This window comes from Aeromonas enterica, assembly GCF_054052465.1.
This window is the reverse complement of sequence record NZ_JBSTYL010000010.1, coordinates 16286-30412: the sequence shown is the minus strand read 5'-3', so window position 1 is coordinate 30412 and position 14127 is coordinate 16286. Positions and strand designations below refer to the sequence as shown.

Below are 14127 nucleotides of genomic sequence, written 5' to 3'. Positions count from 1 at the left end.
CGCAGCACACGGCTAGTCTCAGAAATACCAACATCAAGAAACCTCCGGCGCAGAGAAGAGCGCGTTGAACTCCGGCAGCGCCTGCCAGTGGGCGCGGAGCATCTCGCTCCCCTGCCCCTGCCGCAGATGGTGGCAGCTCAAGGTGTCGCTCACTTGGCCCTGATGCAACGCGACTATGCGATCGGCAAAGCGGGCCGCCAGCGCCAGATCGTGGGTGACCCAGAGGATACCGCTGCCCTGATTGGCCAATTCACGCAACTGGCCGAGCAGCAGGCAGGCCAGCCCTTCGTCGAGCCAGGCGGTGATCTCGTCCGCCAGAATGTAACGGGCGCCGCCGAGCGCTGCGGTGCAGGCCAGAATGCGCTTGGCCATGCCGCCGGAGAGCTGGCGCGGGTATCTGTCCAGGGTGGTAGCGGGCAACTGGTAGCGTAACAACTGCTCGCCGAGCCGCTCGCGAGAACCGTTCTGGCCACACAGACGAGCCGCTCGGCCCAGCTGGCGCTCCACCGTCAGCAGCGGATTGAGGGCGCTCACCCCCTGCGGCACATAGCAGAGGGTGTGGCCGCGCAGGCGGGCACGGCTGGCGTCGCACAGGGGCGTGCCATCGAGGGAAATGGTGCCGCGCATCCGCAGGTTGTCCGGCAGCAGAGTCAGGGCGCTTTGCAGCAGCAGGCTCTTGCCCTCGCCGCTCCCCCCCACCAGCGCCACTATCTCCCCCGGCGCCAGTTGCAGGCTGATATCGGTCAGCAAAGGCTGCCAACTGCGCCGCCCCAGCCAGGAGTAGTGGGCGGCCTCTATGGTCACCTGGTCAAAACTCAGCATGCTTCACTCCTGTGCCACAGCCGCTGTTGCAAGGCGCGCGAGTAACCTGATCGAACAGCGGCGCCAGCCTGTGCTGACGCCAGATGGCGGTTTCAAATATCAGCATGCTTCACCCCCAAAACAGAGCTGCTGCAGGGCGCGGGTAGCCTGATCAAACAGCAACACCAGCAGCAGCAACATCAGGCCGGGGAAGAGGGCCAGCCACCAGCCGCCACCGGCCAGATAACGCAGCGCATCGGCCAGCAGCAGGCCAAGGGAGGCCTCGTGGGCCGCCAGACCAAAGCCGAGAAAGCTCAAGGCGGCACTGTGCAGCACCGCATGGGGAAACATCAGCAAGGTACCGATAAACCACTGGGGCAAGAGCCCCGGCAGCAGGTGGGTGCGCCAGCGACGCAGCGCCCCCATCCCCTGACAGCGAGCCAGCACCACGTAGTCGCTGCAGGCGATCCGCCGCGCCTCCGCACAGAGGATGAGCGCCAGCTTGGGCCAGTGGGTGAGCGCCACCGCCAGGATCACCCCGCGCATGCCGCCCCCCACGGTAAAGCAGATAAGGATCAGCAGCAGCATATGGGGCAGCGCCAGCATGGCGTCGATCACGAGGCGCACCGCCACATCGCATCTGGGATGGATGAGCGAGAGGCTTGCCGCCACCATGGCCAACAGGCCGCTGCACAGGGCCGTGCTGATCCCCAGCTCCAGACTGGTGAGGGTGCCCTGAAATGCCCGCAGCCAGAGATCCCGCCCCATCTGATCGGTACCGAACCAGTGGACCAGCGAGGGCGGCTGCTGGCGGGCCAGCAGATCCATGGGCACATCCTGATGAGAGAGGCTCCAGCCGTAGGCGGCCAGCAGCGCCAGCCCGATCAGGGCCACGGCCAGCCTCAATATTAAGGGGAGCGGATTAAACAGCATGCTCACCCTCCCAACCCCGATTGATGCGCGCCAGCAGCACACTGGCCACCGTATTGCCAATAAAGACCAGCAGGGTGCAGAAGAGCACTATGCCCATCAGCAGGGGGATATCCCCCCGCAACCCAGCATCCACGGTCGCCTGCCCGAGCCCCGGATAAGAGAAGACCTTCTCCGCCAACAGGGATCCGCCAATCAGCTCACCGAGGGAGGCAAACTGCAGGCAGAGCGCCGGGGTCAGGGCGTGGCGCAACACATGGAAGCGCAGCATGGGCCAGCCACCATCCCCCTGGGCGCGGGCGTAGCGGATAAAGTCGCTCGCCAGCACCTCGGCCACCCGCCCCCGGGTATGCAGGGCGATATTGCCCACCCCGAGCAACGCCAACGTGGTCACCGGCAGCAGCAGATGGCGCAATCGCATCAGCCAGTCCGCTTCATCGGCAGAGAGGCCCGGCGTCCAGGCGCAGCAGACCGGCAGCAGCGGCCAGTGCACCGCAAACAGGGCGAGTAGCAAGAGGCCGACCCAGAAGGTGGGCAGGGAGGCGAGCAAGTAAGCAAAGCGGCAGATAAGGCGATCGGGCCAGCGGTTGAGATAGCGACCGGCGCAGAGCCCAAGCAAAATGCCGAAAAAGCCGGAGAGCAGCCAGGCGCCCGCCAGCAGCAGGAAGGAGGCAGCAAAGCGGCTGCCTATCACCTGAGCCACAGGCGCGTTGTAGAGCATGGAGTAACCGAGATCCCCCCTGAGTACCTGGCCGAACCAGTGCCAGTAACGCAGCCAGAGCGGCTGATCCAGCCCCCAGCGGGCGGCGATGCGGGCGTACTGCTCGGGCGGCACGTGGAGCAGATCGTTGCCGATATAGGCCTTGATGGGATCGATGGGGGAGTAGCTGAGCAGCACAAAGGTGGCGACAGAGACCAGACACAAGAGCCCTGCCAGACGCAGCAGAGCTTTTAGCAAGATGTAACCTGACGTGCTCAAGGGCGAACTTAGCGGCACGTCCACCGCCAGTCAGAGAGGTTGTTGAGCAAAGACCAGCTACCGTGGATCTCCGGCGCCCCCTTGCCAAGGTCGATGCAGCGGTTGGCGAGATAGGTGTGCTGCACATTGAGCAACCAGGCCCAGGCGGCATCCCCCTGCACTCCGGCGCCTGTCTTGCCATCCCACTCCACCTGCTGCCAGAAGGGCACGGCCGCCTGCCAGTTCGGGGCATCCAGCGCCTGTTTGAGATGGCCATCCACCACAGGGTTGCTGTAGTAGCCGGGGTTGTAGAACTCAACGCCGCCGGCACCGCTCTGGTAGTGGTGATAAAGCTCCATGGGATCCAGACTCCCCCACCCCATCAGCACCGGATTGGCGTGCATCTCGCGCTCCACCTGCTCCCAGCTACCGGACCTGAGGCTCACATCGAGACCGATGGGTTTGAGCATGGCGCGCACCGCTTCCGCCAGATCCCGGCGGGTACTGTCGCCACTGGTGTACCAGAGGGTAAAGACGGCGCGCAAGTCACCCTTGTGGCGAATGCCGTCACTGCCCATCTTCCAGCCCGCCTTGTCGAGCAGGGCGTTGGCATGGGCGGCATCGCCGTCCTTGAAGGCGGTAGATTTGCTTTGCCAGGGCAAGCCTTCCACCGCGCTGTAGGCAGGGATGGCGTGCCCCTCCAGCAGCTGATCGGCCAGCAGCTTGCGGTCGATGGCGTAGTTGATGGCGCGGCGCACCGCCACATCGGAAGTCACGTCGTTGCCGATGGCATAACCCTTGGCGTCCTTTTTACCTGCTGCAGGAATGGGGAAGACGATGCCGCGGTTCTCCACGCTTGGCCGAACCCAGAGCTTGAGTGAGGCAGGCACAGTGGGGGCCAGCGACGGGGGGATGCGCACCAGATCGAGCTGGCTGCTCTGGGCGGCGGCATAGGCACTCTCTTCGTCGATAAAGACAAACACCAGCCGTTTGAAGTCATTGTTGCCGCCGGCGTAATGGGGGTTAGCCTCCACCACCAGTTGCTGGCCGGGCAGGAAACTCACCAGCCGGTAAGGGCCGGCACCGACAGGCTTTTGGGCATACGCCTTGGGATCGTAATCCCGCTTTGACACTATGCCCAAGGAGCCCAGCACATTGACGAAGGTGCTCTGGGGGGCGCTTAAGACTATGGCAACCTCGGTGGGCGAGACCACCTTGGCCGAGACAAAGTTGCCCATGTCGATCTTGCCGCCGCCCCTGGCCGCGCTCTTGTAGGTAAAGGCGACGTCTTCGGCGGTGAGCGGCGCGCCGTTGGAGAATTTCAGATCCGGCTTGAGGCGGATGAGCCACCCCTTGCCATCCTTGTTCGGGGTCACAGATTGGGTGAGCACATTCTGCCAACTGAGGTCTGCGTTCTGCTTGAGCAGCGGGCTGTGCAGCAGCAGGTAGCTGCCGTGACTCCAACCAAGCAGGGGGTCAAACCCTTCGGTAGGTTCGGCGCCGATGGCGAGCTTGAGTTCGGCAGGAACCGGCTGGGCTGCCAGTGCCGAATGAGAGAGTCCGCCCGAGAGCAGGGCCAGCAGGATGGCCGCGACGACAGGCACACCCTTGCGGCGGCCATGGCATTGAATGGTCATAAGATTCCTTGTTCGTTTGTACCACTCACCTCGAAGAAAAACGCCAGACGAAGAAGCGAGTGAGGGGCCAAAACGGGCCCCTATTCTAAACTTGATTTCGCGTGAAACCTAGCAGCTATGCCGGTTGGCCACGACGGGCACCAAACAGCCGTCTGCGCCCCAGATCCACGCCGGCGGCGCCTTGCTGCACAGGCAAGGAGTGCAGCATCTTGAGGGTGCTGCTCACCAGCGAGCGCCCCTCATCGGCACCAAGGTGCGGATCGAGCGGCGACATCAGGGAGCAGGCCAGCAACTGCCCCGTCTCGGGCAGTTCGCCCACCATGAAGGTCATGTTGCCGCAGGGGAGCTGCAGGGCGAGCCGATCGCTGCTGCTGCGCACGGGCCAACATTGATCCGGCCCCGGCAGCACCACCAGGCTCAGCATCCAGGGGGTAAGCACGCAACCGAGCCACTGCCCCTCAAACAGCACGCACTCGGCCACTATGGGCATGGTGGCGTGGTAGAAGGGCAACCCCTGCATCTGCTCCCGGGCAATCCGCTCATACTGGGCCACCAGCAGGGGCGCGGGATTGGTGGCAAAACCCATGAACTCCTGCACGCGTTCCTGCACGGCATCAGCCTCGCTCAAATGGGACTGCGCCATAGGCCCTCCTGCTCCTGTTTTGCCTTTTCCTGTTCGGAAAGCGCAATGGCGGGGGCGCCGACGCTGGCCAGCAGGGTCAAGATCCTATCCTTCGCCTCTCCCATGGCCGCCGCCACCACCGGGGTGAGGCCAATGCGGGGCTCGAGTGATTCAGGTTCCACCCCTATCAGGGTGAGCCGCTTTGGCGACTCCCCCGTCATGTGCAGCGCCGAGAGCACGTCCGCCAGCCCCAGCTGATGCGGGGAGATCTTGCGGCCAAACAGGGTCGGGATCTCCTCGCCCTGCAGGGTCACCACAGTGCCCGGCGGGTTACCGCTGCGCACCGCGTCCGCCAGTATGATGTGGTCACGACTGGCCATGGCTTCCAGCAGCTCCATGCCGGCGGTACCGCCGTCCAGCAGATCGATGCCGGGGGCGAAACGGTATTCGCGCCCCAGCGCCTCGACGAGGCGCACCCCGACCGCCTCGTCACTCAGCAAGAGGTTGCCGACCCCCAGGATCAAGGTGTTCATCACAGCACCTTCACCTGGGTCACTTCGCCATTCTGGGTATCCACCACGTGCACCGCGCAGGACATGCAGGGATCGAACGAGTGGATGGTGCGCACCACCTCCAGCGGTTTGGCGGGATCCGCCACCGGCGTGCCCACCAGCGCCTGCTCGTAAGGACCGGGTTCGTCGTTGAAGTTGCGCGGGCCCGAGTTCCAGGTCGATGGCACCACCGCCTGATAGTTGGCGATCTTGCCCTCCTTGATGACGATCCAGTGGGAGAGCATGCCGCGCGGCGCCTCCTCGAAGCCCACCCCGCGAAACTCCTTGTCCGCCGGGATTTCGGTCTTGATGTAGGCGCTGAAATCCCCCTTGCCGATGTTGTCCACCAGCGCCTTCCACTGATGAGACAAGGTGTCTTTGAGCACACAGCAGCGTACCGCGCGGCCTATGATGCGGCCCATGGTGGAGTGCAGCTGTTCGGTCTTGATGGCAGAGCCGGTCAGCGCCTTGTAGATGCCGTTCAACTGGTCGAAGTGCGCCACCGTCTCCGGGTGCTTGGCGGCGAGCTTCACCAGCAAGTCTGCGAGCGGCCCCACCTCCACCACCTTGCCGTAGAAGGTGGGGGATTTGACCCAGGAGTATTTGCCGTCATCCTGCCAGCCGGTGTAGTTGGGCTCGGTTTTGCCCTCCCACGGTTTGAGGGGCTCGTCATCCTTGTACCAGGCATGCTTGTTGCTCTCGGCGATGCCATCCATCAGCCAGGCATCCTGATGGCTCTCGATGGGACGATAGCCGGCCAGATCGCCGTTCTCGATGTAGCCACCCGGCATCAGAAAGCTGCCACCCTTGGCATCGGTGGGAAGCTCGGGCACGCTCAGGTAATGCTTGGCCCCCTGCCCCAGGCTCAGCCACTCGGGATAGTGAGCGGCTATGATGGCGGCATCCACCTTGTAGACCTGCTCGATGAACTCGCCGAGCCGGTCGATGAAGCTCTTCACATAGAGCAGCCGCTCCAGGTTGAGCACGCTAGGGGCATCCAGGTTGATGGGGTTGGCTACCCCGCCCACCGCCAGATTCTGGATGTGGGGCGTCTTGCCGCCGAGGATGGCGACGATGCGGTTGGCATCGCGCTGGCACTCCAGTGCCTGCAGGTAGTGGGCCACGGCGATGAGGTTCACCTCCGGGCTCAGCTTCATGGCCTTGTGACCCCAGTAACCGTTGGCAAAGATGCCGAGCTGGCCGCTCGCCACCAGGGCGCGGATCTTGTCCTGCACCTTGGTCAGCTCTTCGGCACTGTTGAGGGACCAGGTGGACACCCCTTTGAGGATGTCCGCCGCCTTTTGCGGGTTGGCCTCAAGCGCCGCCGTGATGTCCACCCAGTCCAGCGCCGAGAGCTGGTAGAAGTGGACGATATGATCGTGGATGTTGTGGGCCGCGATGATGAGGTTGCGGATGTACTGGGCGTTAACCGGCACCTTGGCACCGATGGCGTTCTCCACCGCCCGCACCGAAGCGATGGCATGAATGGAGGTACATACCCCGCAGATGCGCTGCACTATCATCCAGGCATCGCGCGGGTCGTTGCCCTTGACGATCTCCTCCATCCCGCGCCACATGGTACCGGACGACCAGGCCTTGGTGACTATGCCGCCTTCGATCTCGCAGTCGATACGCAGGTGCCCCTCAATACGGGTGATGGGGTCTATGGTGATACGTTGGCTCATACGTTGGCTTTCCCTCGGGCCTGATAATCTTGGTGAACACGTTCAAGTGATGGCAGTACCGGCAGCAGCCGGATCAACAGCAAATAGGCACACACCTCGATGGCGACGAAGCCCAAGGAGATCAGCACTTCCGCCGCGGAGGGGAAGTAGTGGTAGCCATTGCCGGGGTTGAAGGCGAGCAGGGAGTAATCCAGTCGCCAGAGGGCAGCGCCCAGCAGCATGCTGAGGGCCCCCAGGAACAACATGCGCGAATCGCGGCGGCTCTTGTCCCAGTGGAACACCAGCAGCGGGAAGATCATCAGCGCAATCTCGCTCCAGAACATCAAGGCGTAGCGATTCCACTCAGAGAGGTACTCCGACTTGTCGTTGATGACAATCTCGGCAAAGCGCAGCGCCACAAACAGGATCAGGAAGATGTCGATCACCTGGGTCAGCTTGTAGAACAGCGACTTCTCGTTGGGACCGCGCCCCGCCAGCCCTGCCTGCACCAGAGATCCTTCAAATACCACGATGGAGAAGCCCATGATGAAGGCGGTCAACAAGGAGAAGACCGGCAGCAACTCGTAGCTTTGCCAGAGCGGATGGATCTTCTCTCCCGCCACTATCATCAGGGATCCCATGGAGGACTGGTGCATGGTGGGCAGCAGGGCCCCCAGCGCCAGGATGAAGAACATGATCTTGTTGAGCCGGGCCATGGAGGTCTTCCAGCCGAACTTCTCGAGCAGCACGGGTGCAAACTCCAGCGCCATCACCCCGATATAGATGGTCATGCAGACTGCTGTCTCGAACAGCACAGAGGAGGTGTTGAAGAAACCCGGAATGTAGAAGTACGGCAGGTTCCAGTAACGCCCCACGTCTATGGTGATGGAGAGGCCGCCCAGCGAATAGCCGAACAGGCTCGCCAGCAGAGCCGGTCGCACCAGAGGGTGATACTCGCCCCGGTTGAAGACGTAGACGGCCCAGGCCAGTGCCCAGCCGCCGCAGGCAAAACCGGTGCCGATCAGCAGATCAAACGAGATCCACAGACCCCAGGGGTAGCCGCCGTTCAAATCAGTGACCGAGCCCAGCCCGAAGATGAGGCGCTTCAAGATCAGCATGCCGCACAGGATGACGAAGGGCGCCAGCACCATGACCGGCCAGCTGACCAGCTTGCCACCGAGCGGATGTGCCTTGTGATTACTCATGATCCTTGCCTCCCTTGTCAGAACCCGGCTCTTTGCCCTGTCCCGGCACATGGTCCTCGTCATGAAGGTGCGCCTGATCGTGCTTCTTGGCGTTGCGGCGAATGAGCACCGAGAGGCCGGTCAGCACCACCAGTGGCAGCACCATCCCCTTGTAGAGGGTGTGCTGGATATGCTCCGAGCGCGCCCCTGAGGAGAGCTCCGGCAGATCCGGCATGTCGAGCTTGGTGTAAGGCACCCCGGCCAGCACCAGTACCTGGGTGCCGCCCCCCTCTTTCTCGCCATAGACGTAGGGCTGGTAACTCGGCACTTCATGCAGATAAGGGTCGTTGGCGTTAAGGGTCTGGCGCGGATAGGCATACTCGCTGCCGGGGCTCGCCAGCAGGCGGCGCCTGGCCTCGGACATCAGATCCTCACGAGTACCGAAGATGACGGCGCCGGTGGGGCACACCTCGACACAGCCGGGCAACTTGCCCTGATTGATCCGCTCAAGCCCCTTCTGGTTGCAGAGCTCGCACTTGTGAATGGCCCCGAACGGGTTGTCGTAGTCGTATTTGGGCACATCGAACGGGCAGCCCACCATGCAGTAGCGGCAGCCGGTGCAGACGTCCGGGTCATAGTGGACTATGCCGGTCTTGGGATCCTTCTTGAGGGCTTGCACCGGACAGACGGAGACGCAGTTGGGATCGACGCAGTGCATGCACTGCTTCTTGATGTAGGCATAGCCATCCACCAGCTGATCCTTGTGCTCACCCGTGCCGCTCTTCCACACCTGAATGATGTTGTTGGTGTAGGGGGTCAGCTTGTCGTTGTTGGACCAGGTCTGCTCCCCCGCCGGATTGACCGGGTTGCCGTTGAGACGCTGACACTCGGCCACGCAGGCCTGACAGCCGACGCAGAGGGTGGAGTCGTACAACATGCCGAGCGATCCGGGAATCGGCGGCTTGTTCTTGGCCGCCGCCATGGCGCTGCCGGGCGCAACAGCCCCTGCCGCCAGCGCGCTGGCAGAGGCAAATTTGAGGAAATTGCGTCTGTTCACGGTCACTCCTCCCGTGATGGGGGCTGCCCGGCTTCGTGGCGCTTCTGCTGGCGGCCGAGTTCACGCACCGTCATCAGGCTCACCCCGACCAGCACCCCGAGGGCACCACCGATGAGGCCGGTGGCCGTCGGCGACATATATCCTCCCTCCTGAATGGCCACGTCGGGTTTCTCCACCCGGGGAGTCGGATTTTCGACCTTGGCGAGCTGGAAGATCCCCTTGCTGAAACCCACCCCCTGCTCGTTGCAGCCGTAGCAGGGATGGCCTATGCCCACCGGCCAGATGCCGCCGCCCACGTCGCAGAACTCCAGGGTCGAGCAGTTGCCGTAGGTCTCCGGCCCCTTGCAGCCAAGATGGTAGAGGCACCAGCCCTGACGGTGGCCCTCGTCGCCAAATTCCTTGGCAAAACGCCCCGCATCGAAGTGCGGGCGGCGCTCGCAGTTCTCGTGGATGAGCCGCTCATAGGCAAACAGCGGACGCTTCTTGCTATCCAGCGCCGGCAGCTTGCCGTAGGTGATGTAGTAGGCGACCGTGGTGAGGAAGTTGTGGGGGTTGGGCGGGCAGCCGGGAATATTGATGATGGGGGTACCGATATTGCCAAGGGCCTCCTCCAGGCTGACGGCACCGGTCGGGTTGCCACCGCTGGCAGGCACCCCGCCCCAGGCAGAGCAGGAACCGATGGCGATGACGGCGGCGGCGTCACTGGCGGCGCGGCGAATATGGTCGACGATAGGTTCACCGGCCACCATGCAGTAGACGCCGCCATCCTTGAGCGGAATGGAACCATCCACCACCAGCACATACTTGCCCTTGTAGCGTTCGATGGCGTTGCGCTTGTTCTCTTCCGCCTGATGGCCAAAGGCCGCCGAGAGCACCTCGTGGTACTCCAGCGAAATGGTGTTGAGGATCAGGTTTTCGATGGTGGGGTGGGTTGAGCGCAGCAGTGACTCGGTGCAACCCGTGCACTCCTGCGCGCCAATCCAGATCACCGGCGGCCGCTCGGGGCTGGTGAGCGCGGTGGCCATCTTGGCCACGGCATTCTGGCTTAATCCCAGGGTTGCGGCCATCCCGGCGCACAATTTCATAAAGTCACGGCGATTAATTCCATGAGCCGATAAAAAAGTATCCTCGACCATTCTTCTTATTCCCGTTAGTGAGCACTTGTTTGATAAATGCTTAATAGCGGAAATGCTAAGTACTCCCCCCCTGACCTGCGTTGATCTCCATCAAGTGACGGGACATTATCCAAATATAAAACCCATCATAATTAATTTAAAAACTCCATATGTAGCATAGACTTACAAAACCACACCAAAGCCAACAAATACCCCGTAGGGGGTAAATTTACACTTTTAATAATTAAATTCATTTAAATTATCCGTTAATTTGTGATGTTAAATAATCAGAATGAAAGCGTTGTCACACTATTTGACATGGTCTTTATGTTACCAACCATGGATTATTTAACCGCGCCAAAAGAGGCTAACAATATATACCTTTCCGATTTGTATGATTATATGTAACCAACCGAAATAAACGCGCGAACGATATTTATTATCAGCTTTGAGAATATAATCCGCCCTGCTATTCAAGATAGAACTCCATCACTTGATTAATTAACTGGTGCCAACGCGGCGCCTGCCCGTTTCTCACTAGCCTTCCTGTGCTGCAGATGGCCGCGCCCCTCTCACCCTGCCACTTGCGGCACCGGGCTTGCACAATTGGTGCCATTTGCCGCTATTGGTCAGTGATGACATAAAAAATCTCTCCAACATCAGACTCTTGAACAACAATTATCACTGGGCCCGGCACGGGCCCTGCCCTTGGCTCTGGGGGCAAAGGGTCCATGAAGTCGATGAGGATGACCAATGAGCAAAACCATACTGGTGGTGGATGATTCAGTGGGGATCAGGGCGGCCATCACCATGACACTCAGCAGCGCAGGGTTTGACGTTATCGAAGCAGGCGATGGCGAGGCTGCCCTCATCCAGCTGGACAACCGACGCGTACACCTCATTATTTCAGACCTCAACATGCCCGGCATGGATGGCATGACGCTGCTCAGACGGGTCAAGGCACAGCAGACGACCCGCTATCTCCCCTTCATCATGCTGACCACGGAAGACTCCGCTCAGATCAAGCGAGAGGGGTTCGAGGCCGGCGCCCGGGTCTGGCTGACCAAACCGTTCGAGCCGCTCAAGCTGCTCGATGATGTCTACAAGGTGGTGCAACCATGACGCGGGAGCGACTGTCATGAGTCTGGAACTCGATACCCGGCAAACACCCCCCACCGCCACCCTGAGCGGCGAACTGAGCATCATGACACTCGGGGATCTGCAGGACGATTTGTTCGGCCTGCTCAACTTTGCCGACCTGAATCTGGACTTGAACCCGCTGGAGGTGCTCGACGGCTGTGGCGCCCAGCTCATCGCCATCCTGCAGCAGGAGGCGAGCCAGCAGGGCAAGCGGCTGCAACTGCTGGCGAGCGATGAGTGTGTCGCCCACGGCGTATTGACCGAGCTGGGGCTGTGGACAGACGTTGGTTCAAAGGGGGCGGTTCATGGACATCAATAAGGCCCGCGCCCTCTTTTTCGAAGAGGCCTATGAGCAATGCGACAACCTGGAACATGCCCTGCTGGATCGTGAAACCTATCCGGCCCACCCCGACACCTACAACCTGATGTTTCGCACCGCTCACACCATCAAGGGGTCGGCGGGCATGCTGGGGCTGACCATGCTGGTGCGCTTCGCCCATGCCATGGAAAATATGCTGGCGCGACTGCGCAGCGGCGAGATAGCGCTGGATGAACACCTGATCAACCTGTTGCTGGCCTGCAACGATCAACTGCGCGATCTGTTGCAGGGCGCCGAGCACAATCCCGAACTGCAGCAGACCGAAACCCAGCAGATCCTGGCTCTGCTCTCCCAGTTGCAGGGTCATCAGACCCTGCCCAGCCAGCCGCTGGCCATGCCCTCGCCTGCCCCCGTCATCCCACAGGATCTGCGTCCCTGGCACCTCTCCCTGCGCTTCTATCCGGCCCTGTATCAGGATGGCTTCGATCTGCTTGCCTTCATCCGCTATCTGGCCAATCTGGGGCAGATCCACTTCATCCAGCCAGTCTGGCACGAGTGGCCGCCGCTGCAACTGCTCGATCCCACCGAATGCTTTCTTGGCTACGAGATAGGCCTGCTCAGTGCCGAACCCAGAGAGCGGATCCTGGGTACCTTCGACTTTGTCGCCCATGCCAGCCTCATCAGTTTGCTTACGCCCCATCAGGATCTGGTGCTGTTTGCCGAGCAGGGCCAACGGCTGGCAGCATGGCGGGATGAACCGCTCTCGGCCCAGCTGCAACGCTGGGTGGCCGCCCAGGCACTGACCGAAGCGGAAGCAGCCCGTATCGCGAGCGGCGACTTGCCCTGTGCCACCACGACGCCGGCACCAATGGAGCCCGAGCCGGCCCCCATTCCTGCCCCTCTGGTTCAGGCCAAGCCGCAACTGCGCGCCGAAGGCCACTACATCCGGATCGAGGCAGCCAAGCTGGATCGCCTGATCAACCGAGTCGGCGAGCTGGTGATCGCCACCTCGGCCACCACACTGCAGGCCAGGCTCAGGGGGGATGCGGAGCTCATCGAATCAGTCGCCACCGTCAACACCCTGGTGGAGGGGATACGTGACGATGCACTGACCCTGCGCATGGTGCCTATCAACGAGATCTTCAATCGTTTCCCGCGACTGGTGCACGAACTCTCCCAGCAGACGGGCAAGGAGATCCAGCTGCAGATCCGCAACGCCGACACCGACATCGACAAGTCGATGGTCGAGAAGCTGACCGATCCCCTGATGCATCTGGTACGCAACGCCGCCGATCACGGCCTCGAAGATCCGGCTGTGCGGCTGGCGGCCGGCAAGCCAGCACAAGGAGTGATCACCCTGAATGCTTACCACGACGCCGGTGCCGTGGTGGTGGAAGTGAGCGATGACGGCCGGGGCATAGATCGCGACAAGATCCTCGCCAAGGCCCACGCCCAGGGCATGGTGCCGGAGGGCAAGGTATTCAGTGAGCAGGAGATCTTCCAGCTGCTGTTCATGCCGGGGTTCTCGACCGCCACCGATGTCAGTGACCTCTCCGGGCGGGGCGTCGGGCTCGACGTGGTCAAGCGCAACCTGGAATTTCTGCGCGGCGAAACCACCATCGAGAGTCGACTGGGGATGGGTACTACCTTCCGGCTCAGGCTGCCCCTGACCCTGGCCATCATCGACGGCTTCCGGATTGAGGTGGATCACGCCTCCCTGGTGATCCCCCTCGACATGATGGTCGAGTGCATCGACCTGCCGCCGAATGCCCTGCACAGCCAGAGTCGCCAGATCAACGTGCGCGGGGAGTGGGTTCCCTTCATTGTCCTGCGCGAACTGTTTGCACTGCCGGCCGCCACCGAGCCCGAGTTCGTGGTGATGGTCGATTACGCCGACAACCGTGCCGGTATCGTGGTGGATCGCCTGATAGGCGAAGTACAGGCGGTGATCAAGCCGTTGGGAGACTTGTTCAAATCCCTGCGTTACGTCAGCGGTTCCACCATTCTGGGCAATGGCCAGCCGGCGCTCATTCTCGACGTGCCCCAGCTCATCCAGCTGGCGTGGCGGCGGGAGCAACATTTGCTTCATCAGCAGGCCGATGCCCTGTTCACCATCAGACATTGACCACAGACCATACTGTCATTAACA

General features: G+C 61.8%; 13 protein-coding genes. 3 read left to right on the top strand and 10 right to left on the bottom strand.

Annotated features, from left to right (window positions below; translation table 11 throughout):
• Positions 1-33: 33 nt before the first annotated feature.
• The 10 genes from ACW5XD_RS12430 to hybO form a co-directional block, all read right to left on the bottom strand.
• A complete protein-coding gene (locus tag ACW5XD_RS12430) occupies positions 34-822 on the bottom strand; it encodes an ATP-binding cassette domain-containing protein (RefSeq protein ID WP_456495147.1) in 789 nt (262 codons plus the stop codon).
• Between the two features lie 99 nt (positions 823-921).
• Entirely contained in the window at positions 922-1734 is an 813-nt protein-coding gene (locus tag ACW5XD_RS12425) for an ABC transporter permease (protein ID WP_456495146.1), read from the bottom strand.
• Positions 1724-2734, bottom strand: a complete 1011-nt coding sequence (locus ACW5XD_RS12420; protein ID WP_456495145.1) for an ABC transporter permease — start codon at positions 2732-2734, stop codon at positions 1724-1726. The genes ACW5XD_RS12425 and ACW5XD_RS12420 overlap by 11 nt, the downstream gene beginning before the upstream one ends.
• Positions 2719-4326, bottom strand: a complete 1608-nt coding sequence (locus tag ACW5XD_RS12415; RefSeq protein WP_456495144.1) for an ABC transporter substrate-binding protein — start codon at positions 4324-4326, stop codon at positions 2719-2721. The genes ACW5XD_RS12420 and ACW5XD_RS12415 overlap by 16 nt, the downstream gene beginning before the upstream one ends.
• Positions 4327-4441: 115 nt before the next feature.
• On the bottom strand, positions 4442-4969 hold the full coding sequence (gene hybE, locus ACW5XD_RS12410; RefSeq protein ID WP_043136585.1) for a hydrogenase-2 assembly chaperone: 528 nt from the start codon (positions 4967-4969) through the stop codon (positions 4442-4444).
• Positions 4951-5481, bottom strand: a complete 531-nt coding sequence (locus ACW5XD_RS12405) for a HyaD/HybD family hydrogenase maturation endopeptidase (protein WP_456495143.1) — start codon at positions 5479-5481, stop codon at positions 4951-4953. The genes hybE and ACW5XD_RS12405 overlap by 19 nt, the downstream gene beginning before the upstream one ends.
• Complete coding sequence (hybC, locus tag ACW5XD_RS12400; protein WP_456495142.1) at positions 5481-7184, bottom strand: hydrogenase 2 large subunit; 1704 nt, start codon at positions 7182-7184, stop codon at positions 5481-5483. Before hybC ends, ACW5XD_RS12405 begins: the two co-directional genes overlap by 1 nt.
• The gene (hybB, locus tag ACW5XD_RS12395; RefSeq protein WP_456495141.1) at positions 7181-8368 is read right to left on the bottom strand and encodes a Ni/Fe-hydrogenase cytochrome b subunit; all 1188 of its coding nucleotides are present in this window, start codon (positions 8366-8368) and stop codon (positions 7181-7183) included. The genes hybC and hybB overlap by 4 nt, the downstream gene beginning before the upstream one ends.
• The gene (hybA, locus tag ACW5XD_RS12390; RefSeq protein WP_456495140.1) at positions 8361-9404 is read right to left on the bottom strand and encodes a hydrogenase 2 operon protein HybA; all 1044 of its coding nucleotides are present in this window, start codon (positions 9402-9404) and stop codon (positions 8361-8363) included. The genes hybB and hybA overlap by 8 nt, the downstream gene beginning before the upstream one ends.
• A gap of 2 nt (positions 9405-9406) precedes the next feature.
• Positions 9407-10540, bottom strand: coding sequence for a hydrogenase 2 small subunit (gene hybO / locus ACW5XD_RS12385; protein WP_456495139.1), 1134 nt, complete (start codon positions 10538-10540; stop codon positions 9407-9409).
• A gap of 732 nt (positions 10541-11272) precedes the next feature.
• Between hybO and ACW5XD_RS12380 the strand changes: the two genes are divergently transcribed.
• The 3 genes from ACW5XD_RS12380 to ACW5XD_RS12370 are packed head-to-tail and all read left to right on the top strand — an operon-like array spanning position 11273 to position 14103.
• A complete protein-coding gene (locus ACW5XD_RS12380) occupies positions 11273-11641 on the top strand; it encodes a response regulator (RefSeq protein ID WP_456495138.1) in 369 nt (122 codons plus the stop codon).
• A gap of 16 nt (positions 11642-11657) precedes the next feature.
• On the top strand, positions 11658-11978 hold the full coding sequence (locus ACW5XD_RS12375) for an STAS domain-containing protein (protein ID WP_456495137.1): 321 nt from the start codon (positions 11658-11660) through the stop codon (positions 11976-11978).
• Positions 11965-14103, top strand: a complete 2139-nt coding sequence (locus tag ACW5XD_RS12370; protein ID WP_456495136.1) for a chemotaxis protein CheA — start codon at positions 11965-11967, stop codon at positions 14101-14103. Before ACW5XD_RS12375 ends, ACW5XD_RS12370 begins: the two co-directional genes overlap by 14 nt.
• The last annotated feature ends 24 nt before the right edge of the window (positions 14104-14127 follow it).